At 52.8% G+C, this 21,115-nt stretch carries 18 protein-coding genes; 14 read left to right on the plus strand and 4 right to left on the minus strand.

From position 1 onward, the window contains the following. The first annotated feature begins 48 nt into the window (after positions 1-48). The 7 genes from HALTITAN_RS18665 to HALTITAN_RS18695 all read left to right on the plus strand — a co-directional run bounded on the left by HALTITAN_RS18665 (position 49) and on the right by HALTITAN_RS18695 (position 8,306). The gene (locus tag HALTITAN_RS18665; protein WP_009288020.1) at positions 49-1,062 is read left to right on the plus strand and encodes a PstS family phosphate ABC transporter substrate-binding protein; all 1,014 of its coding nucleotides are present in this window, start codon (positions 49-51) and stop codon (positions 1,060-1,062) included. A gap of 95 nt (positions 1,063-1,157) precedes the next feature. Beyond that, positions 1,158-2,408, plus strand: coding sequence for a phosphate ABC transporter permease subunit PstC (pstC, locus tag HALTITAN_RS18670; protein ID WP_009288021.1), 1,251 nt, complete (start codon positions 1,158-1,160; stop codon positions 2,406-2,408). An 18-nt stretch (positions 2,409-2,426) separates the two neighbouring features. Continuing rightward, positions 2,427-3,593 carry a phosphate ABC transporter permease PstA gene (gene pstA / locus HALTITAN_RS18675; RefSeq protein WP_009288022.1) on the plus strand — a complete coding sequence of 389 codons (1,167 nt, stop codon included), beginning with the start codon at positions 2,427-2,429 and terminating at the stop codon, positions 3,591-3,593. A gap of 26 nt (positions 3,594-3,619) precedes the next feature. Further along, positions 3,620-4,459 (plus strand): phosphate ABC transporter ATP-binding protein PstB, encoded by an 840-nt coding sequence (pstB, locus tag HALTITAN_RS18680; protein ID WP_009288023.1) that lies wholly within the window; start codon positions 3,620-3,622, stop codon positions 4,457-4,459. A 159-nt stretch (positions 4,460-4,618) separates the two neighbouring features. Next, complete coding sequence (locus HALTITAN_RS18685; RefSeq protein ID WP_009288024.1) at positions 4,619-5,665, plus strand: ArsJ-associated glyceraldehyde-3-phosphate dehydrogenase; 1,047 nt, start codon at positions 4,619-4,621, stop codon at positions 5,663-5,665. A 52-nt stretch (positions 5,666-5,717) separates the two neighbouring features. Next, a complete protein-coding gene (gene arsJ, locus HALTITAN_RS18690) occupies positions 5,718-6,884 on the plus strand; it encodes an organoarsenical effux MFS transporter ArsJ (protein ID WP_101148356.1) in 1,167 nt (388 codons plus the stop codon). 270 nt (positions 6,885-7,154) lie between these two features. Further along, entirely contained in the window at positions 7,155-8,306 is a 1,152-nt protein-coding gene (locus HALTITAN_RS18695; RefSeq protein WP_009288026.1) for a trans-sulfuration enzyme family protein, read from the plus strand. 55 nt (positions 8,307-8,361) lie between these two features. On the opposite strand, the gene HALTITAN_RS18700 is transcribed toward HALTITAN_RS18695, so the two are convergent. From HALTITAN_RS18700 to arsH, 3 genes are all read right to left on the minus strand, one after another. Next, entirely contained in the window at positions 8,362-8,655 is a 294-nt protein-coding gene (locus tag HALTITAN_RS18700; RefSeq protein WP_022522929.1) for a CC/Se motif family (seleno)protein, read from the minus strand. Positions 8,656-8,730: 75 nt separating this feature from the next. Then, positions 8,731-9,810, minus strand: a complete 1,080-nt coding sequence (gene arsB, locus HALTITAN_RS18705) for an ACR3 family arsenite efflux transporter (protein WP_009288027.1) — start codon at positions 9,808-9,810, stop codon at positions 8,731-8,733. 13 nt (positions 9,811-9,823) lie between these two features. Further along, complete coding sequence (arsH, locus tag HALTITAN_RS18710) at positions 9,824-10,561, minus strand: arsenical resistance protein ArsH (protein ID WP_009288028.1); 738 nt, start codon at positions 10,559-10,561, stop codon at positions 9,824-9,826. A gap of 151 nt (positions 10,562-10,712) precedes the next feature. Here arsH and HALTITAN_RS18715 point away from each other — a divergent pair, with 151 nt between their 5' ends. The 3 genes from HALTITAN_RS18715 to HALTITAN_RS18725 all read left to right on the plus strand — a co-directional run bounded on the left by HALTITAN_RS18715 (position 10,713) and on the right by HALTITAN_RS18725 (position 14,068). Further along, positions 10,713-11,126 (plus strand): arsenate reductase ArsC, encoded by a 414-nt coding sequence (locus tag HALTITAN_RS18715; RefSeq protein ID WP_022522933.1) that lies wholly within the window; start codon positions 10,713-10,715, stop codon positions 11,124-11,126. Between the two features lie 24 nt (positions 11,127-11,150). Beyond that, entirely contained in the window at positions 11,151-12,851 is a 1,701-nt protein-coding gene (locus HALTITAN_RS18720) for a methyl-accepting chemotaxis protein (RefSeq protein ID WP_009288029.1), read from the plus strand. Positions 12,852-13,006: 155 nt separating this feature from the next. Further along, positions 13,007-14,068, plus strand: a complete 1,062-nt coding sequence (locus tag HALTITAN_RS18725; RefSeq protein ID WP_255200419.1) for an SLC13 family permease — start codon at positions 13,007-13,009, stop codon at positions 14,066-14,068. A gap of 47 nt (positions 14,069-14,115) precedes the next feature. Here HALTITAN_RS18725 and HALTITAN_RS18730 read toward each other — a convergent pair whose 3' ends face one another. Beyond that, on the minus strand, positions 14,116-15,303 hold the full coding sequence (locus tag HALTITAN_RS18730; RefSeq protein ID WP_022522936.1) for an acetyl-CoA C-acyltransferase: 1,188 nt from the start codon (positions 15,301-15,303) through the stop codon (positions 14,116-14,118). 125 nt (positions 15,304-15,428) lie between these two features. On the opposite strand from HALTITAN_RS18730, the gene HALTITAN_RS18735 reads away from it, so the two are divergent. From HALTITAN_RS18735 to HALTITAN_RS18750, 4 genes are all read left to right on the plus strand, one after another. Then, complete coding sequence (locus HALTITAN_RS18735; RefSeq protein WP_035537983.1) at positions 15,429-15,998, plus strand: TetR/AcrR family transcriptional regulator; 570 nt, start codon at positions 15,429-15,431, stop codon at positions 15,996-15,998. A gap of 186 nt (positions 15,999-16,184) precedes the next feature. Continuing rightward, complete coding sequence (locus tag HALTITAN_RS18740; protein ID WP_009288032.1) at positions 16,185-17,855, plus strand: AMP-binding protein; 1,671 nt, start codon at positions 16,185-16,187, stop codon at positions 17,853-17,855. Between the two features lie 99 nt (positions 17,856-17,954). After that, a complete protein-coding gene (locus HALTITAN_RS18745) occupies positions 17,955-18,722 on the plus strand; it encodes an SDR family NAD(P)-dependent oxidoreductase (RefSeq protein ID WP_022522939.1) in 768 nt (255 codons plus the stop codon). A gap of 247 nt (positions 18,723-18,969) precedes the next feature. After that, positions 18,970-20,775: an acyl-CoA dehydrogenase C-terminal domain-containing protein gene (locus HALTITAN_RS18750; RefSeq protein ID WP_027958464.1), complete on the plus strand. Its 1,806-nt coding sequence runs from the start codon at positions 18,970-18,972 to the stop codon at positions 20,773-20,775. Positions 20,776-21,115 lie beyond the last annotated feature (340 nt).

Genomic DNA, 21,115 nt, shown 5'->3' on the forward strand with positions numbered 1-21,115 from the left:
GGTATGCCTTGCGAAGGCCAGATCCCTACATGAACAGGAGTATTTCGCATGAACCGTATTCTAAAAACCACCGTTATCGCGGCTGCTGTAATGAGCGTTGCCGGTGTTGCTCAAGCCCGTGATCAAATCCGAATCGTTGGTTCCAGTACCGTTTACCCGTTTGCCAGCTACGTAACGGAAGAGTTCGGTGCGACTACTGGTAACCCGACGCCTGTTATTGAATCGACTGGTTCGGGCGGCGGTTTGCGTCTGTTCTGTAATGGTGTTGGTGAAGGCACACCCGACATTACTAACGCTTCTCGTCGCATGAAAGTGTCTGAGTTTGAGCGTTGTGAAGAGAACGGCGTTACCGATATCACCGAGGCTAAAATCGGTTCTGACGGCATCGTATTGGGTCAATCAAGCGAAAACGATGACATTGCTTTAACCCGCGAACAGATCTTCATGGCGGTAGCTGCCATGGTGCCGGTTGATGGCGAGTTAGTTGAAAACCCCTACACCAACTGGAGCGAGATCGATTCTTCGCTGCCAGACCGTGAAATCTCCATTTATGGGCCGCCGACAACTTCGGGTACCCGCGATGCTTTTGAAGAGCTGGTAATGGAATCTGCGTCTGAGGGTATGGATGTTTACGGCGATGAAGGCTACACCGATATTCGTTCTGACGGTGTTTACATCGATGCCGGTGAAAACGACAACCTAATCGTTCAGCGTCTTTCAGAAGACACCGGTGCCTTTGGTATCTTCGGCTACTCTTTCCTTGAAGAGAATACTGACACGATCAGCGCCGCCAGTATTGATGGCGTCGATCCTGAAGCTGAGGCGATCAGCTCCGGTGACTATCCTATCGCGCGTTCACTGTGGTTCTACGTGAAGAACCAGCACGCTGAAGACGTCCCGCCGATGTACGATTACGTCGATATGTTTATGAGCGAAATGATGATTGGCGATGACGGCTACTTGCGTGATATCGGCTTGATCGTTCTGCCAGAAGAAGAGCGCGAAGAGTGGCGCCAGGCTGTTGCAGATCGCACTTCAATGACAGCAGACGTTCTTAAGTAAGTTGGTAGGTCAGATTAAAAGTGGTCGGCAGCGCAAGCTGCCGACCCGTTATTGTTGATAGGTTTCTTAACCGGTGACCACGTGAGAGAGATGCGATGCAGACCAACCAGCTTCTTCTGATTTTTTGCAGTGCATTATTGCTGCTGGGGCTGCTGGCTTTTTTTGCTGGCCGTTCAAAAGCCACTCGGTTACGTAGCGCGGGTACGGCGATGTTCGCCCAGCCTGACCAATACGCTTGGTTTACAGTACTCTCCACCGCCGGGCCAGCCGTGGTAGTGAGTGCCTTGGGCGCTTTCGTTTTGCTTCTAATGGGCGCCGACATTCCTACGCTTTATCTGCTGGCGGCGAGCTTAGTGATAGCAGCCATCGGGCTACTGGTGAGTCTTAATCAAGTAAAACCCGATTTTCATGCCCGTCAAGCCATTGAGCGGGTCATTCGCATGACCCTGGCTGGGGCAGCGTTAATCTCCATTTTGACGACCTTTGGTATTTTAATTTCGATTATTTCCGAGGCGCTGCGCTTTTTCCAAATGCACAGCTTCTGGGAGTTCATCACCGGCACCACTTGGAATCCAGGCGCGAGCTTTTTAGCATCCGCGGGTCGCGGTGATGGTAGCGGCGCTGAGTTTGGCTCGGTACCGCTGTTTGCTGGCACCTTTATGATTACCGCCATCGCTATGCTGGTGGCGGTGCCTATCGGTTTGCTTTCAGCGATTTATATGTCTGAATTTGCACCGCGCAAAGTGCGTACCGTCGCCAAGCCGGTGTTAGAAGTATTGGCAGGTATTCCTACCGTCGTTTATGGCTTTTTTGCCGCCATCACCGTGGCGCCGATCATTGTCAATATTGCCGGTTTTCTGGGGCTCGATGCGTCTTATAACAATGCGCTGGCACCCGGCATTGTGATGGGCATTATGATCATTCCGTTTATCTCATCGCTATCTGATGATGTGATCAATTCGGTGCCCGATAGCATGCGCCAGGGGTCGCTGGCACTCGGTATGACCAAAGGGGAAACGATTCGTGATGTGGTAGTGCCCGCTGCCATGCCGGGGATTATCTCAGCGTCGCTCTTGGGTATGTCTCGTGCCATGGGTGAAACCATGATCGTGGTTATGGCGGCGGGTATGCGGCCTAATTTAACCGCTAATCCGCTGGAAGATATGACCACGGTGACTGTGCGTATCGTGGCGGCGCTCACCGGCGACCAAGAGTTTGAAAGTGCCGAAACATTATCAGCTTTTGCCCTTGGACTCGTGCTCTTCGTGATCACACTCGCACTCAACTTGGTGTCAGTATTGATGATCCGTCGTTTCCGTGAAAAATACCGCGTGAATAACCTGTAACGCCGAGGAACTGTTTCGATGAGCCACTCTTTTGACGAAATCAGCCAGCAGCTTAAGCGGCGTCACCGAAAGTCTACCCGCCTTAAATGGATAACCATGGGATCGTTAGGTCTCGCGGGCCTTTTTCTGGTGCTGTTTTTTGCCGATATGCTGAGTAAAGGTCTACCCGCTTTCCAGCAGGCCTATATACAAACCGAGATTAGCTACACACAAGAAGCCGAAACCGATGGGCGGCGGGCGTTTGATGAAGAGCTGTTGCCGTTAATTAGCCGTACGGCGGTGCGTACAATTCCATTAGAGTTGCGCAACAATCCTGACATGATCGGCACCAGTAAAGCGGAGTGGGTATTAGCGAATAGTGATGTCGATCAATACTTGAAGGGACACCGGCATCGCTTGAGTGACGAGGAGCAGGAAGCCCTTGATGCCCGAGTCGAATCTGGACAGGTGGATCTACGCTTTAATACCACTTTCTTTGGTTCGGGTGATTCAAAAATTGCCGAGAACGCGGGCATTTTATCGGCAGTGGTCGGCACCATTATGACCATGATCGTCACCCTGGCGATATCTTTCCCGATCGGCGTGATGACAGCTATTTATCTTGAAGAGTTTGCGCCGGATAACCGCTTAACCCAGATTATTGAAATTAACATCAATAACCTAGCGGCGATCCCGTCGATTCTATTTGGTCTGCTGGGTCTTGCGATCTTTATTAACTTTTTCGGGGTGCCGCGGTCGTCTCCATTAGTGGGCGGTATGACGCTGGCATTGATGACGCTGCCAGTGATCATTATTTCGACACGTACCGCACTGCGTAGCGTGCCTGAATCCATCCGTCACGCAGGCTTTGGGGTGGGCTGTTCACGCTGGCAGGTAGTGCGGGATCACGTTCTACCCTTAGCAATGCCGGGTATTATGACAGGTTCTATTATCGGCCTGGCGCAAGCGATGGGTGAAACGGCGCCGCTGATTATTGTAGGGATGGTGGCCTTTATCCCCGATGTGGGCGTTTCCTTTACCAACGCGGCAACAGTGATGCCTGCGCAAATATTCACCTGGGCTGGTGAACCTGAGCAGGCGTTTGTGGAAAAAACTGCTGGCGGTATTTTGGTGCTACTCACCATACTCATCTCACTCAACGCTTTTGCCGTTGTGATGCGTAAGAAATTTGAGCGTCGCTGGTAGGCCAGTGCGTTATAGAGGACATTTCTATGAATAGCCATGCAACTGTAATGAACGGCCAGCAGACACCTGCGGTTGGGCAACCCTATACACGAAATGAAGCTGCGTGCCACGACCTGAGTTTCCGGGTTCGCGATTTGAATCTGTGGTATGGCAAAAACCAAGCGCTGAAGAATCTAAATATTGATCTTTTTCAGAAAAATGTGACGGCGCTGATTGGCCCTTCGGGGTGTGGTAAGTCGACGTTCTTACGCTGTTTGAATCGTATGAACGACCTGATTCCTAGCGTACGCACCGAAGGCCTGGTCGAGATGGACGGGTTGGACGTTAACGCACCTAAAATGGATGAAGTGGCGCTCCGTCGCCGGGTGGGCATGGTTTTCCAAAAGCCTAATCCGTTTCCTAAGTCGATCTTTGAAAATATCGCTTACGCACCACGCATGCACGACTTGGTCAGCCGTAAAGCCGAGCAGGAAGAATTGGTTGAAAAAGCGCTGCGTGACGCTGGGTTGTGGAACGAGGTGAAAGACAAGCTGCATGAGCCAGGCACCTCTCTGTCCGGTGGTCAGCAACAGCGGTTGTGTATTGCCCGCGCTATTGCGGTTCAGCCTGATGTGATTTTGATGGATGAGCCAACCTCAGCGCTTGATCCTATTTCCACCGCCACCATCGAAGACCTGATGGACAAGCTGAAAGAGAAATTCACCATCATTACCGTGACGCATAATATGCAGCAGGCGGCGCGGGTGGCGGACTACACGGCGTTCTTCCACCTGGGGGAAATCATTGAGTACAACGACACCAAAGTGATGTTCTCAACCCCGGCACAGAAGAAGACCGAGGACTATATCTCTGGTCGTTATGGTTAATTAATGCTTGCTAATTAATACTTACTACGCAGGCCTACTACATGGTGGTGGGCCTGTTTGTTAGTAGGCGTTTTTTTAAGTGTTTATATATGTTTTAACGTATATAGCCGTTATGCTTTCTCTTAATAGATTGTGTAACCGTTAGCTTAGGAGGCACTCATGGCACTACGTATTGGCATTAACGGCTTTGGGCGGATTGGGCGTTTGGCATTGCGCAGTTTGTGGGGGCAGGTAGACGCTGGCGCGGTAGCAATAACACGCATTAACGACCCGGGCGGCGATGCGGCAACCTTTGCCCACCTGCTGGAGTTTGATTCAGTTCATGGGCGCTGGGCACCAGGTAAGGGCATCTCGGCAACCGATGACGCTATCGTTCTCGATGGAAAAACTGTCGTCTTTAGCGCTAATAAAGCAATTGCCGATAGCGATTGGTCGAACTGCGATATCGTGATCGAGTGCTCGGGCGTAATGAAAACCACCGATAAACTGCAGGCATACATTGATCAAGGCGTCGGTCATGTGGTGGTGAGTGCGCCTATGAAAGAGGCGAACGTGCTTAATGTGGTGGTGGGGGTGAACGACCACCTTTACGATCCTGCTCAACATAAGATCGTTACCGCTGCCAGCTGCACCACCAACTGCCTGGCGCCGGTGGTCAAAGTCATTCAGGAAACCTTCGGTATCCGCCATGGCTCGATGACCACGGTGCACGACATTACCAATACCCAAACCATTCTAGATGCTCCGCACAAAGACCTGCGCCGGGCGCGCGCTTGCGGCATGAGCTTAATTCCCACCACTACGGGTTCGGCCAAAGCCATTACAGCCATTTTTCCTGAGTTAGCGAGTAAGCTTAATGGTCATGCGATTCGTGTACCCCTGGCGAATGCTTCGCTGACTGATATGGTGTTCGAGCTTGAGCGTGAAGTGAGTGTCGAAGAGGTCAATCAGGCGCTAAAAGCCGCGGCTGATGGCGAGCTTGCCGGTATTTTGGGCTATGAAGAGCGCCCGCTAGTGTCGATTGATTACCGCACCGACCCGCGCAGCTCGATCATTGATGCGCTCTCCACCATGGTGATCAATGGCACCCAGCTAAAACTCTATGCCTGGTACGACAACGAGTGGGGCTACGCCAACCGCACGGCAGAGTTGGCCCTGATGGTAGGTAGTGGGCAGGTAGGCGGTGAGCAGGTGGGCCGTGGCTGATTTATCGTTGTTAAAGCGGGTAAAGGCGCTACCTTTCGAGGTGCGCCAATATATGCTGATTACCGGCAACTACTGGGCCTTCACGGTAACCGACGGCGCGCTGCGTATGCTGGTGGTCATGCACTTCCATCAACTGGGTTACTCGCCGTTAGAAATCGCCATGCTGTTTCTGTTTTACGAAGCTTTTGGTGTGGTGACTAACCTGGTAGGTGGCTGGTTGGGTGCGCGGTTGGGTCTCAACCGCACCATGAATGTGGGGCTTGGGCTGCAAATTATTGCGCTTGCTATGCTGATGGTACCCGCTAGCCTGCTGACAGTTGCTTGGGTGATGGCCGCTCAGGCGCTGTCGGGGATCGCCAAAGACCTCAACAAAATGAGCGCTAAAAGCGCCGTTAAAGTGCTGGTGCCAAAAGAGAGTGCTAACGCCAATAGTTCACTCTACCGCTGGGTGGCGATGCTGACCGGCTCTAAAAACGCGTTAAAGGGGCTGGGCTTTTTTGTTGGCGGGTTGCTGCTAACGTTGATTGGCTTCCAGGCCGCTGTGTTGGTCATGGCGGTGATGCTTGGCAGCGTGTTACTGCTTTCACTGTTGAGGCTTAAGGCGGATTTAGGCCGCCAAAAAGTAAAGCCCAAGTTCTCCGAAATCTTCTCAAAATCACGCGCTATTAACGTGCTCTCCGCGGCGCGCTTTTGCCTGTTTTCGGCACGGGATGTGTGGTTTGTGGTAGCGCTGCCGGTGTTTTTATACGATCAGCACGGCTGGACACACTGGACAGTGGGTGGGCTGTTAGCGGTATGGGTGATCGGTTATGGCGGGGTGCAAACCCAAGCACCTAAATTAACCCGGCTGATCAAAGGCGATGCGCGGGCACTTACCGCCGGCTGGGCGGCGGCATTGGGCGTGCTGGCGATTTTGTTGGCGATGCTGCCCTTGGCGCAGGTAGGCTGGTTAGTCGTCGGTTTGCTCGCCTTTGGCGTATTGTTTGCGATTAACTCCAGCTGGCACAGTTACTTGATTGTGCATTATGCCCGCGCTGACGGCGTCTCCATGGATGTTGGTTTCTATTATATGGCCAATGCCATGGGGCGTTTAGTGGGCACGCTACTGTCGGGCTGGCTATATATGGCATATGGGCTGAGCGCTTGCCTGTGGGTATCCGCCGCCTTAGTGGCTGCCAGCGCATTGATGGCGCTGGCGTTGCCTAAGCAAGTCGCATGATCCGCGCTTCGCCCAGGCTGGGTTTAACGCTCACTTTAGGCAGTGCACAAACTCTTGCCTGGGCCTCCAGCTATTACTTGACCGCTATCCTTGTGGTGCCCATGGCCCGCGAGCGGGATTTGAGCTTCTGTGTATTCGTGTGCTTCGACTGTAAGGGCGAGGCGTCTATATAAAGGCGACGTAGTTTCCACTGTCCGATCTGTATGAATTGGATTGGTTTATGGTATATGTGATATATCTTGCATTGAGCTTACTTAAGCGAGAGTTTATATGACAGACCATCCTTTTTCGTCTCAATCACTCCTTGCTCAGGGCGGTAGTCACCTTGAGCACGAATATGGAGTAATCATCCCGCCAGTATATACATCAACGACTTACCTTCGAGACAGCGATAATCAATATCGCAGCGGTCGAGTGTATTCCAGAGCTGACAACCCAACGTACCGACCTGCAGAAATACTCTTGGCAGAGCTGGAAAATGCGGTTGATGCCCGTTTATTCGCCTCGGGTATGGCAGCGGCAACAACTGTTTTTCAGGCGTTAAAGCCCGGCGATTCCGTCATCGCTCCTAAAGTGATGTACTGGGCGTTGCGTAAATGGCTGCAGACCTTTGGTGTCGATAGCGGGCTGAATGTTCGTTTTGTGGACACTACAAATCTGGACGAATTACGCCTTGCCATTGATGAAAAAGCACCCACACTTATTTGGCTTGAAACGCCTGGCAATCCGCTCTGGACCGTTACCGATATTGCTGCAGTAGCTGATTTAGCAAAAGACTGCAGAGCCCTGCTTGCTGTTGACTCTACTGTTGCTACACCATTGCTAACAAAACCGTTGAACCTTGGTGCTGATATCGTGATGCATTCAGCCACCAAATACCTCAACGGCCACTCTGATGTTATTTCCGGAGTATTGGCTGCACGGGAAGATAACGCCTTCTGGCAGCGTCTGGTTGCCATTCGCGCCCAATCTGGTGCAGTTCCTGGCCCAACTGATGCAGCTCAATTACTACGTGGAATGCGAACCTTGTTTTTACGGGTGCGGGAAAGCTGTCAAAGTGCGTTATATATTGCTGGACAGCTGGAGCAGCATCCGCATGTAATTGAGGTGTTATACCCCGGTTTAAAAAGTTTTTCCGGCCACGACGTGGCTCAAAAGCAAATGAGCAGTGGTTTCGGCGGTATGTTGTCTATTCGTTTAGCCGGTGGAGAAAAAGCCGCTATTGCAGTTGCCGCTAAAACGCAGCTCTGGTGTCGGGCTACTTCGTTAGGCGGTGTAGAAAGTTTGATTGAGCACCGTGCCAGTATTGAAGGTTCTGACTCGCCAGTTCCGCTGGATTTGCTGCGCTTGTCGGTCGGGATTGAAAAGGCCGACGATCTGCTGGCCGATTTGCAGCAATCCATTGATAGCGCTCACGCGTAAATGCTCATGTACGTAAAGCCGCGCGTACCATTAACCCTTGTTACCGTCTTCTTAGCTAAGGCTGTAACAAGGGTGAACCCTCCATATACAGGTGGCGAAGCTTCCACCATCCCTCAACGTTTAAGCTTAACCCTTGCCCTATAAGCGCCGGGTCAATGAACAGCGTTATATTTTGGTAGCGATGGCATTGGTAAAGCGAAGAGTCTGCGGGTGGGTTTGCCTCGGCAATGGCGACCTTGGCAAGCCCACCGCAGCAGCCATGTCTTGGGGAAAGGCGTACGGTAAGGATGCCGCCTCGCTGCTTGATAAAGTCTAGTGCTTTGCTATCTATATCAATCACATTACCCATGGCCTATCCAATCGTTATTGAGCCCAATGCTTGGGATGGCTACAGGCATGATGACCTGGTGACCTAGCTCAAAATTTAATGATTAACAGTAGCCGGAAAATGATGGCGGGTCTTGTTTGCAATTCTTACCAGCGCGAGCATCAGCGGTACTTCGACCAATACGCCGACAACAGTGGCTAGCGCAGCGCCCGACTGTAAGCCAAACAGTGCGATAGCCGCTGCCACCGCCAGTTCAAAGAAGTTGCTGGCGCCGATCATCGCCCCCGGGGCGGCAATATTGTGCGGCAACTTCCAGGCCTTAGCCCAGCCATAGGCAATAAAGAAGATCAAAAAGGTCTGAATAATCAGCGGGATCGCGATCAGCACGATATGCAGCGGATTATTCAGAATGACCTCGCCCTGGAAGGCAAACAGCAGCACTAGGGTAATGATCAAACCAATCGGCGTGATCGGGCCAACGCGCTTCATAAAGACATTGTCGTACCATTCGGCGCCGCGTTTTTTAATCAAGCTCTGCCGGGTGATATAGCCCGCCGCCAGGGGAATCACTATATATAGGATCACTGATAGTGCGATGGTGTCCCAGGGCACCTGAATATTGGAGATGCCCAGTAGGAAGACCACGATAGGGGCAAACGCGAACAGCATAATTAGATCATTAAGCGCCACTTGCACCAGAGTGTAGGCGGCATCGCCGCGGGTCAGGTAGCTCCACACAAACACCATGGCGGTACACGGCGCGGCGCCCAGCAGAATTGCACCGGCTAAATACTGGCTGGCTAGCTCGGCGGGAATAAACGGTCGAAAGATCACCATCAGAAATAGCCAGGAGATGGCGAACATAGTGAAAGGTTTGATCAACCAGTTCACTGATGTAGTAATGATCAAACCTTTGGGCTGACGACGCACACCCAGTAGCGAGGTGAAGTCAATTTGCGCCATCATGGGGAATATCATCGCCCAAATGAGCACCGCCACCGGAATCGATACCTGCGCCACTTCAAAGCGTGACAGCGTTTCCGGTACCGCTGGAATAAATTGCCCAACTAAGATGCCTACCACAATGGCGAGTGCTACCCATAGCGTGAGGTAGCGCTCAAAAAATCCCATGCCTTCGGCGGTAGAGGGTGAGGCGTTGTCTTGCAGTGCTGGCATGTGAAGCTCCTGATTAGATGGCGCGTTGATTAACCCGCTTTGAGACTTCTTCGGCGCTCTCTTTGCGCTCCGAATAACGATCCGTCAGCACGTCACTGCGATCACGCACTAGTAGAGTGAATTTCACCAGCTCTTCCATGACATCCACGATACGGTCATAAAACGGTGAAGGCTTCATCCGGTCTTTATCATCAAACTCCATAAAGGCTTTGGGTATCGAGGACTGATTGGGAATCGTCAGCATACGCATCCAACGCCCCAAGATGCGTAGCTGATTGACCGTATTGAAGGACTGCGAACCGCCGCAGACCTGCATTACCGCCAAGGTTTTGCCCTGAGTAGGGCGGACGCCACCCAGGGCAAGGGGGATCCAATCTATTTGCGCCTTCATAATGCCGGTCATTGCGCCGTGACGTTCGGGGGAGCACCACACCATCCCTTCTGCCCATTGGGCCAATTGGCGTAGCTCATCGACTTTGGGGTGGCTGGCATCTTCTGCATCCGGTAACGGCAGCCCCCTGGGGTCAAAGATTCTTGTTTCTGCGCCCATGGCATTGAGTAAATGTGCGGCTTCCTCAACCGCTAACCGGCTGAAAGAGCGCTCACGCAGAGAGCCGTATAGCAGCAATATTTTAGGTGCGTGTTCAGTGCTATGTGGAATCCTCAGCCGTTCGCTGCTGGGCGGTTCAAAGAATTCAGCGTCTATATTAGGCAGATCATTCAGGTCGGAAAAATCAGTCAGTGAGATCATCGCGGTTTACTCGGATTGGGTCTTAATAGCTTGATGATTCCATCATATATGTTTTTTCGTATATTTCTAGGGCAACTGTGTGCCTGCAATATTGCCGTCATGAACCCGGCGTAGAGTGACAGCCACTAACTACATAAGAGGCTGTTTATTTATGACGAAGCGCCGCGTGTTGTTCCTCTGCAATGCTAACTCTGCACGGTCTCTGATGGGGGAGGCGTTGCTTCGCCATTTGGCAGATGATCGTTTTGAAGCGTTTAGTGCCGGTTCTGAACCGGATGAGCCCCATGCATTGACACTTGAAGCGTTGCGTAAACACGGGCTCCCCACCGAGGGCCTGCGCAGTAAGTCGTTGGATGAGTTTGAAAGCGAGACCTTCGATTTTGTCATTGTGCTGTGCGACAAATCCCAGCAAGCCTGCCGCGATTGGCAAGGGGAGGCGGGCGAAGTTCTATCCTGGGATATTCGTGACCCTCGCTTGATCGGCAAGTCAGATGCTTATGAGCAGGCATTATTAGAGATTCGTCGGCGCCTACAGCTCTGGCTGCCTCTCCACACATCTGATTAACCTTACTGAAAGGGGCGGGTCGAGATGAAATGGATTAATAACTTAAGCGTCAAGGCAAGTTGGACGCTTGTATTAGTGGCCTTTAGCGGCCTGGTCGTCGTCATTGGCGCACTGGGTTTGTTCGCCAACCATTTTGGTCGTGAGGCATTTACGTCGCTTCATGAACGGGACATGGCACAAATTAGTCAGCTCAATAGCGCCTATACCCAGCTGTTGCGTGCGCGTATTCAGATGAACCGTGCAGCGGAGTTAATTCGTACCCCTTCGTTTGATCGACCTGACCCTCTGATAGAAGAAGCCCAGCGGTTGCTTGATGAGGCGTCCGAGAACTTCACTCAATTTACAGCGAGTGATTTTGATCAGGATCAGCAGTCGTTTGTCGAACAGTTAGCTTCGAACTTTCAATCATTTGTTAACAATAATCTCAATCTTCAGATGATGATGCTTGAAGAGCGCGACATATCAGGCTTTTTCTCGGGTGAGTCGCGAGTGGATGATAGTAGCGAGCACTTTGTGGCAAGCGCTGAGGCTTTTATTGGCGCTTCCACTCAGCGGGGTAACACCTTGCTTATGCGCTTTGAGCAGGTTTCATCGCTACTTTTTTGGGGAGTGATTACAGCGCTTGGCGCTGCGCTGTTGGTAGTGACGGTAGTGGTATGGGGCGTGCGTAAAAATGTGCTTCGCCCATTGAAGAAAATCACTGGGCACTTCCAGCGCATTGCTAACGGTGACCTGTCGGCGCCAGTAACGGCGCACTCAAGTAACGAAATTGGTCAGCTATTTAGTGAGCTGGATAAGATGCAGCACTCGCTGACGGCCACGGTTAATCGTCTTAATACGAGCAGCCAGCAGGTATATAGCAATAGTCAGGAGATGACTGAGCAGAACCAGCTTTTGGCGAGCCAAACCGACACTCAAGTGTCAGCTTTGCAGCAAATGGCAGCGAGCTTGGAACAGCTAACCGCCACGGTGAATCAGAATGCTGAAAGTGCGGCGCATGTTAACCAGTCAACGGCAGATGTGTCTCAAAAAGCGCAGCAGGGTGATGAGGTGATTACCCAGTTTATCGCCACCATGGAGGCGATAAATAGTCACTCCGAAGAGATTCAAAGCATTATTCGCATGATTGAAAGCATTGCTTTCCAAACCAATATTTTAGCGCTCAATGCATCGGTTGAAGCCGCGCGTGCCGGTGAGCACGGGCGTGGGTTTGCGGTGGTCGCCAATGAGGTGCGTGCACTGGCAACGCGCAGTGCCAGTGCCGCCAGTGATATTCGCTCACGCATTGAAGCGTCGAGTGCGAGCGTCCAGCAAGGCAGCATATTGTCTCAGCAGGCTGGTGAACATACACGGGCGATCATGCAAGCAGCGAGGAATGTGGACACGCTGATGACGCAAATCACCCATGCCTCTGAAGAGCAGCGGCGAGGCATTGAGGAGGTCAACCACGCGGTTGCTCAGATCGATACCACTACCCAAGACACCATGCGCTTAGTCAATCAGGCGGCCCAGAGCGCGGAGGTGCTGTCCCAAGAAGCTTTGCAGATGCGTGAATATGCCGGTCAATTTAGTGTGTTGGAGAGTGCCATTGAACCAGGCTTGTCTGGTATTGATAAAAATCAAACTGACTATCCCGAATGGGAGCAGCTCAGTCATCAAGAGGGCGCCTTACCGGATGACCATGAGCAAGCCCGTCGTCAGGCGGGATTATTGGCTTCGGCTTAGCATTCTGGATGAAGGAATTTAGCTTTACTCCTGAGCTTACAACGCTATCATGCGATTTTCTCTGAGCGTCATGTAGCGTGTTAGCAACAAAGTGGTTAGTGACACCCTTTAGCTTGTTTTTTCAGCGTTTTCTGAACGACCCTATGCTGCTCTCAATGAGTATCCTATGGGTCGTTTTGTGTTGGCTGGAGCCTCAACCACTGAGTGAAATGGCTGACCGGGTTCACTGGACAACCCTTGTAGTATTAACCGGCCTAATGCTGCTCAGTCGCGCGTTAGAACTGAGTGGTTATTTAACGCTCTGGGGTCGTCAGTTATTAGCTCTACTGCGTGGTGAGCGCCGACTTGCGGTCGGTTTGATTCTGTTTTCGGGGCTTCTCTCGGCGATAGTCACTAACGATGTGGCGCTGTTTATTGTGGTACCACTGACGCTTAGTCTGGCGGGAATGGCAACACTGCCGATTGAACGCTTGATTGTGTTTGAGGCGCTGGCTGTGAATGCAGGCTCATCGCTGAGCCCGATTGGTAATCCGCAAAATCTCTATTTATGGCAGCTTTCAGGCATTCGCTTCGGCGACTTTTTATGGGTAATGTTGCCGCTTGGGGTGGGCTTGATGCTGTTGCTCTTACTTTTTGTTCCCTTGGCATTTCCGAAAGCGTCAATACACTTGGAAGCAGTTTCTGCGATGACGGCTGAGCGCCGAAAGGCGCCGTTATGGGCGGCGCTTATTGGCTATCCACTTTTTCTGGTCGCGGTAGACATGGGGTGGGTGCTATCGGCGCTGGCTGGCGTTTTGCTTTCGATGCTATGGGTGGCTCGACGGGCGGTATTCAGTATTGATTGGCTACTGCTGATAGTGTTTGTATTGATGTTCGTAAATCTAAGTGTCATCGGTGAGCTGAGCGTTGTTCAGCAGTTTATACATTCAATGCGCCAGTGGCCGGGTGGCGATGTTAGTGCTGGCGCACTCCTTTCACAGGTCGTATCCAACGTGCCAGCGACCCTACTGCTTGCCCAGCAGAGTGAGTGGCAGCCGCTGGCTTGGGGCGTTAGCGTGGGTGGCTTTGGTTTGGCGGTAGGCTCAATGGCGAATTTAATCGCGCTACGTTTGGCACGCCAGCCTGGGATTTGGAAGGAGTTTCATTGCTGGTCGCTCCCCATGTTGGGGCTGGGGTGGTTGTTTGCCGCCGTATGGCTCAGCGCCCTGGCGCGGTAATAGGGTCAGGGCGCTTCACAAAAGGCTATATTTTGTAATAGCGCAGCTTAATCAACTAGCTCGACGGCGACAGCCGTTGCTTCGCCACCGCCAATGCATAAGCTGGCAATACCGCGTTTGCCGCCTTTGGTACGTAGGGCATGAATTAGCGTAGCGATGATGCGTGAGCCGGTAGAGCCAATCGGGTGGCCTTGGGCGCAGGCGCCGCCAAACACATTGACTTTGTCGTGGGGCAGGCCCAAGTCATCCATGGCCATCAGTGTCACCACCGCAAAGGCTTCGTTAATCTCGAATAGGTCTACGTCATTCACGCCCCAATCGAGCTTTTTCATCAGCTTTTCAATCGCACCCACTGGCGCGATGGTGAACTCACTAGGGTGTCGCGAGTGAGTCGTGTGGCCTAGCATACGCGCTAGCGGCTTAATACCTTGTTGATCTGCAGCTTCCTGACTCGCCAAGATAAGTGCCGAAGCGCCGTCGGAAATTGAGCTGGCGTTGGCGGCAGTAATCGTACCGTCTTTGGCAAAAGCGGGGCGCAACTGGCGGATTTTGTCGAGCTTAGCTTGGAAGGGCTGCTCATCGTGTTCGACAAGGGTTTCGCCCTGGCGAGAGGTGACCATCACCGGTGCGATCTCTGCGCTTAGGTGGCCTGAGTTGGTGGCGGCCATGGCGCGCTCAAGGGACGCAATAGCAAAATCATCCAGGCGCTCCCGCGTGTAGCCTCGCTCAGTAGCCACATCCTGGGCAAACACGCCCATTAGTTTGCCCGTTTCGGCGTCTTCCAGCCCATCCAAAAACATATGGTCTTTAAGCTCGCCGTGCCCCAGCCGATAGCCGCCCCGCGCCTTGGTAAGCACGTGGGGGGCGTTAGACATGGACTCCATGCCGCCAGCCAGCAAAATATCGCCACTGCCCGCTTTGATTAAATCGTGGGCAAGCATGGTGGCTTTCATCCCCGAGCCGCACAGCTTGTTAATAGTGGTGGCGCCATTGGCATCAGGAATGCCCGCTTGGCGCATTGCTTGCCGCGCAGGGCCCTGCTTAACACCAGCGGGCAGTACACAGCCCATAATGCCTTCGGTGATCAGGGCTGGGTCAATTCCCGCCTCTTCAATGGCCGCTTTGATGGCGACTGCGCCAAGCTGTGGCGCTGTCATGCTTGCAAGGCTGCCCATCATGCCGCCCATCGGCGTGCGTTTGGCGGCGAGAAATACAACATCGGTGGGGTTGCTCATGGCCAATCTCCTTCAGTTTATTGTGATTATCATAACGAGTAGTGGGTGATACGTTGACCCGTAGGCGGTGCTGTGGTTCTCTCCAGAGTAACCAAGCAAGCGCTAGTGTAAATGACATGAATGTAATGAATGCATCCCCTCGCCGCAAGGAACTGACGCGCCTCGCTGCTCAGCTATTCGTCCAAGAGGGCTTTGATCGCACGACCGTGCGAATGCTGGCGCAGGAAATGGGTATTAAGTCCGGTAGCTTGTTTCATCATTTTAAAGATAAGCAGGAAATCCTCGCTGCGGTCATTGAAGAAGGCACTCAAAATGCCTTGATGATTGCGCGAAAAGCGCTGGACGAGTGCGCTGCAGAGCCTGAAGTTCGGCTGCGCGCTATGGCACGTGCCCATCTTGAAACCCTCTTTACCGATCGCAATGCCCATGTGGTGGCACTCTTTGAGTGGCGCCGACTCGACCCGGCGGCCAGTGCTCATTTGAGCCACTTGCGTGACGCTTACGAGGCGCTGTGGGTCGCTGTTATCGACGATGCGTTGGAAGCTGGCTTGATCCATGGCGACCGCTTTCTTGTCTCGCGTTTTGTTTTGGGGGCGCTGAACTGGACAGTGCGCTGGTACGACCCCAGCGGGCCACGCTCGCCTGATGACCTCGCTGACGAGCTGGTTGCCATGATTATGCCCACCTCTGCTTAATACTCTGACAACAGCCTCGACCAACGTCTAACGCTACAGCTTATATCAGTGCTTGCTCTCTGAGTCGTTTGCTTTTAGCGTTGCTATTATCTTTTAGCTTACGTTAACGTCAACGGATAAATATAACAACACTGCTTGCGCTTATTCTCACTACGAGCTCATTTCCAATAACACAAGAGAGCCATCATGACAGCGACATCACAATCACTGCCCGACTATTACCACTACCTCGATAACTTTTCCGTTGATCGCGTTCTTGCCCGTCTGGATGACCACCGGGACGGCCTGCTAAATGCCTTTGAGGCCTGCTGTGGTCGTCATGTGCGCGCTGGCCGCGGCGATGTGCTGGCGCTGGTTCAAGAGGACTCTCAAGGTGATATGCATACCTTGAGCTACGCCGAGCTAGACGAGCAAAGCGCAAAGTTGGCAGGGTGGTTTAAAGCCCAGGGGTTGGGTATAGGCGACCGCATTGCCTGCATGCTGCCGCGGTCACCACAGCTATTGATTGCAGTGCTCGCCACTTGGCGTATTGGTGCGGTCTACCAGCCGCTGTTTACCGCCTTTGGCCCCGATGCGGTGGACTATCGGCTAGGGCGTGCAGGCACCAAGTTGGTGATTACTGATCACGCTAACCGCTATAAATTCGATGGCCTTAGCCAATGCCCTCCGGTACTGGCTGTGGGCGGGGCGACCAGTGAGCATGCCGATGATCACGACTGGCAGGCGGCGTTGACGCATACGTCAATGAACGACAAGCCGCCGAGGCTTGCGCCTGAAGCACCATTTCTGCAAATGTTTACCTCTGGCACCGTGGGCAAGCCGAAAGGCGTTGCCGTTCCACTGGCAGGGATGACCGCTTTTGCGATCTATATGGAGCTGGCCATTGATCTGCGTGACGATGACCGCTTCTGGAATATGGCCGATCCCGGTTGGGCTTATGGTCTCTACTATGCGATTGCCGGGCCTTTACTGCTTGGTGTGACGACGCATTTTTGTGAGGCAGGATTTAGCGCCGAGGGGGCGCTGGCGTTTATGAAGCGCCACCACATTACCAATTTTGCTGCCGCGCCGACCGCTTACCGCCTAATGAAAGCGTCAGGGCTATTTGATGACGCCCATGAAACGCTTGAGCTGCGCGCGGCTAGCTCGGCGGGCGAACCTCTAAATACTGAAGTAGTGACCTGGGTTGAGAAGTCGTTGGGATGCCCGGTTATGGATCACTACGGCCAGACCGAAACCGGCATGACGTGCAATAACCACCATGCCCTTGACCATCTCAAGCATGTGGGCGCAATGGGCGTGCCGATGCCGGGTTATCGACTGGCAATTTTGGACGCGGAGTATAAAGAGCTGCCTGCCGGGGAGCCTGGTGTCCTCGCCGTCGATATCAAGAACTCCCCGGCACACTTCTTCCAGGGCTACACCTGGCAAGAGAAGAATCCCTTTGTGGAAGGCTATTACCTGACGGGCGATGTGGTTATCCGCAATGAAGACGGTACCTTTCAATTTGCCGGGCGTGATGACGATATTATTACCACCGCGGGTTATCGGGTGGGGCCAACGGACGTTGAAAATAGTGTGATGACGCATCCTGCAGTCGCCGAATCGGCGGCAGTGGGGCAGCCTGATGAGATCCGCGGCGAGGTGATCAAGTCGTATATCGTGCTCCGCGAAGGCTATGAAGCCAGTGACGAGCTGGCTGATGAAATCAAACAGCGAGTGCGTGAGCGGCTTTCGACCCACGCTTTTCCGCGCATTATTGAGTTTGTCGATGAGTTGCCTAAAACCCCCAGCGGCAAGATTCAGCGCTTTAAATTACGTGCCCAGGCAGTAGAAGAAGCCAAAGCAAGTCAATAGCCCATCAAGTGAGTAGCCAAATCAAATGAATAAAAAAGCGAGTGAATAAACCCACCACGATATATAGCAACCATACATAACGACCAAAGGGATACGGAAATGCAGGTTAAGGAGAGTACCTTTTTAATTACCGGGGCTGCCTCTGGTCTTGGGGCGGCTACCGCTGAGCGCTTAGTCGCTGCAGGCGCTCGCGTCGTGTTATGCGACTTAAACGACAGTGTCAATGCCCATGCCCAGCAGCTGGGGGCAAGCGCACGCGCCATTCTGGCGGATATTACGTCAGGCGAACAGATGCAGCAGGCCGTAGATGCGGCGGTAGCGCTGGGTGGCGAGCACGGGCTTTCAGGCGTAGTTCACTGCGCGGGTGTGGTTAGCGTGGCCAAGCTGGTTGATCGTGAAGGCAACCCGGCTGATTTAGAAAGCTATATGAAAACGATCAATATCAATCTGGTCGGCACTTTTAACGTCATGCGCCTTGCGGCTGCCGCCATGGCTAAAAACGCGCCGAATGAGAGTGGTGAGCGCGGGGTGATTATTAATACTGCGTCCATTGCTGCTTTTGATGGGCAGGTAGGCCAGTGTGCTTATAGTGCCTCTAAAGCGGGTGTTGTGGGTATGAGCTTGCCAGCGGCGCGGGAATTGTCGCGCCATGCTATTCGGGTGATGGCCATCGCCCCTGGCGTATTTGAAACGCCGATGATGAGTGAAATTCCTGACGAGGCGGCCCAGGCACTAGCGGCGGCGGTACCTTTTCCTAAGCGTTTAGGTAAGCCAGATGAGTTTGCTCAATTAGCCGAGCAGATTATTACCAACCCCATGCTCAATGGCGAACTGATCCGCTTAGACGGTGGCATTCGCATGCAGTAACTAGATGGCCAGTAGGTAAAAGAAAAATAAAACGACTCGTCGGCTTTTGGTTGGCGAGTTTTTTTATTATTTGCACCAGGGGTTTACTGGTTGGGCGACCAAAGTTCTAGAGTGTTTTTGGGCTAAATTCAAACGCTCGCTTGACTCTGAGGGGCGCCCGCGCTAATTTTCAAACATGTGTTTGAAAGCTCTCTGCCATTAAGAGTTGCTTGGCTTTCAACCCCCCCCCTTTCTTAGGAGAAGTGTGATGCCCAGCTATCAGGCCCCTATTCGTGATATGCGTTTCGTTATGGACGAGATGCTTGACTACCCCGCTCACTACGCGCGCCTGCCAAGCGGTGACGATGCATCGCCAGATGTTGTCAGCGCTATTTTGGAAGAGGGGGCACGCTTCGCCCGCGATGTACTGCTGCCGATCAATCAGAGTGGCGATGAAGAAGGGTGCCTACTGGAAGGGGGCGAGGTCAAAGCGCCTAACGGTTTCAAAGAGGCCTACCAGCAGTACGTAGAGGGGGGGTGGCCGAGTCTGGCCGCCGATCCTGCTCATGGTGGTCAAGGGCTGCCGCCTTCATTGGCGATGCTGTTGTCGGAAATGATCTGCGCCACTAACTTGGCGTGGGGCATGTACCCAGGGCTCTCTCATGGTGCGGCAGACGCACTTCGCCATCATGGCACCGATGAGCAGAAGGCGACGTATCTCACCAAGCTGGTAGAAGGGGTATGGACGGGCACTATGTGCTTAACTGAACCGCACTGCGGCACTGACCTAGGATTGATCAAGACGCGAGCAGTGCCCGCTGATGGCGATGCCTATGCGATTACTGGCACCAAAATCTTTATCTCGGCCGGTGAGCATAATCTGGCTGAAAACATTGTCCACCTGGTATTGGCAAAACTGCCTGGCGCACCGGAAGGTTCTAAAGGTATTTCGCTATTTGTAGTGCCTAAGTTCTTGCCCGATGCCCAAGGTAATGTGGGTGAGCGTAATGGCGTCACCTGCGGTTCGCTCGAGCATAAAATGGGCATTCATGGTAATGCCACCTGTGTGATGAACTTCGACGACGCAACCGGCTACTTGGTAGGGCCGCCCAATAAAGGGCTGGCGTGCATGTTCACCATGATGAACGCTGCGCGTCTTGGGGTGGGGATTCAAGGGCTGGGGTTGATTGAAGCCAGTTTCCAGAATTCATTGAGCTATGCCCGTGACCGGTTACAGATGCGCGGCTTATCGGGCAAACAGGCTCCTGAAAAGCCCGCTGATCCGATTATCGTCCACCCTGATGTGCGCCGCATGCTGCTGACCCAGAAAGCCTTCGCCGAAGGCGGGCGTATGTTGGTGCTTTATACCGCGCAAATGCTCGATTTGGTGGAGCATGGTGAGCCGGGTGAAGAGCGAGATCACGCTGAAACCCTACTTGGCTTGCTAACGCCTATTGTTAAAGCCTTCCTGACCGAAGTTGGTTTTGAAAGCACTAACGAGGGCGTACAGATCTACGGTGGTCATGGCTTCATTAAAGAGTGGGGCATGGAGCAATTGGTGCGCGATGCTCGCATTACTCGACTCTATGAAGGTACTACCGGTATCCAGGCGCTTGATCTGCTAGGCCGTAAAGTACTAATGAGTCAGGGTGAATCGCTGAAGGTATTCACCAAAGAGATCCATAAGTTCTGTAAAGCTGAAGCCGACAACCCTGCACTCAAAGAGTTTGTTGGGCCGCTCGCCAAGCTGAATGCAGAGTGGGGCGAACTGACCATGGGCGTGGGGATGAAGGCAATGCAAGACCGCGAGGAAGTAGGTGCGGCGAGTGTTGATTACCTAATGTATTCAGGCTATGTCACCCTGGCGTACCTATTTGCACGCGCGGCCAAACAGGCGTCTATTTCTTTAGAAGGTGACGATAAGGCCTTCTACGCTGCAAAATTGAATACTGCTCGCTTCTATTATCAGCGTCTATTGCCGCGTACCAAGGCCCATGCGCAGATGATACAAGCAGGTGCTGCAAGCCTGATGGCCATCTCCAGCGAAGATTTTGGTCTGGGATTTGAAATTTAATTAACGGCTAAAATGTGAAAAGAGCACTCTCTGATCAGGCGTTCTGATCGGTGGTTTGCGGCAGAAGGGTAGCCTTCTGCCGCTTTTTTATACGCAATAACTTCTTTTACTTGCTATCTTATTAGTCAGGCCTTAAAGTACGCATCCGCTGCCGGGGACGCCAAGCGTTACCAGCGGTGAATGAAGTGTAAAAGCTTCGGTTTGTCAAAGAGTTAGCGGTTTTGGATGTGGTCAGGTTTGCATCGAAAACAACGCCCTTGACAAACACCAGGAAATGCGTAGAATACGCCTTCCTCGCTGAGGCAAGCCAGTTCAACGGCAAGCCGTGTGGCCCAGTTGG

Source organism: Vreelandella titanicae BH1, assembly GCF_000336575.1.
GTDB lineage: Bacteria > Pseudomonadota > Gammaproteobacteria > Pseudomonadales > Halomonadaceae > Vreelandella > Vreelandella titanicae.

Coding starts and splice junctions, on each gene's coding strand:
- HALTITAN_RS18665 (WP_009288020.1), top strand. CDS start 49: ATGAACCGTATTCTAAAAACCACCGTTATCGCGGCTGCTGTAATGAGC.
- pstC (WP_009288021.1), top strand. CDS start 1,158: ATGCAGACCAACCAGCTTCTTCTGATTTTTTGCAGTGCATTATTGCTG.
- pstA (WP_009288022.1), top strand. CDS start 2,427: ATGAGCCACTCTTTTGACGAAATCAGCCAGCAGCTTAAGCGGCGTCAC.
- pstB (WP_009288023.1), top strand. CDS start 3,620: ATGAATAGCCATGCAACTGTAATGAACGGCCAGCAGACACCTGCGGTT.
- HALTITAN_RS18685 (WP_009288024.1), top strand. CDS start 4,619: ATGGCACTACGTATTGGCATTAACGGCTTTGGGCGGATTGGGCGTTTG.
- arsJ (WP_101148356.1), top strand. CDS start 5,718: ATGCTGATTACCGGCAACTACTGGGCCTTCACGGTAACCGACGGCGCG.
- HALTITAN_RS18695 (WP_009288026.1), top strand. CDS start 7,155: ATGACAGACCATCCTTTTTCGTCTCAATCACTCCTTGCTCAGGGCGGT.
- HALTITAN_RS18700 (WP_022522929.1), bottom strand. CDS start 8,655: ATGGGTAATGTGATTGATATAGATAGCAAAGCACTAGACTTTATCAAG.
- arsB (WP_009288027.1), bottom strand. CDS start 9,810: ATGCCAGCACTGCAAGACAACGCCTCACCCTCTACCGCCGAAGGCATG.
- arsH (WP_009288028.1), bottom strand. CDS start 10,561: ATGATCTCACTGACTGATTTTTCCGACCTGAATGATCTGCCTAATATA.
- HALTITAN_RS18715 (WP_022522933.1), top strand. CDS start 10,713: ATGACGAAGCGCCGCGTGTTGTTCCTCTGCAATGCTAACTCTGCACGG.
- HALTITAN_RS18720 (WP_009288029.1), top strand. CDS start 11,151: ATGAAATGGATTAATAACTTAAGCGTCAAGGCAAGTTGGACGCTTGTA.
- HALTITAN_RS18725 (WP_255200419.1), top strand. CDS start 13,007: ATGAGTATCCTATGGGTCGTTTTGTGTTGGCTGGAGCCTCAACCACTG.
- HALTITAN_RS18730 (WP_022522936.1), bottom strand. CDS start 15,303: ATGAGCAACCCCACCGATGTTGTATTTCTCGCCGCCAAACGCACGCCG.
- HALTITAN_RS18735 (WP_035537983.1), top strand. CDS start 15,429: ATGAATGCATCCCCTCGCCGCAAGGAACTGACGCGCCTCGCTGCTCAG.
- HALTITAN_RS18740 (WP_009288032.1), top strand. CDS start 16,185: ATGACAGCGACATCACAATCACTGCCCGACTATTACCACTACCTCGAT.
- HALTITAN_RS18745 (WP_022522939.1), top strand. CDS start 17,955: ATGCAGGTTAAGGAGAGTACCTTTTTAATTACCGGGGCTGCCTCTGGT.
- HALTITAN_RS18750 (WP_027958464.1), top strand. CDS start 18,970: ATGCCCAGCTATCAGGCCCCTATTCGTGATATGCGTTTCGTTATGGAC.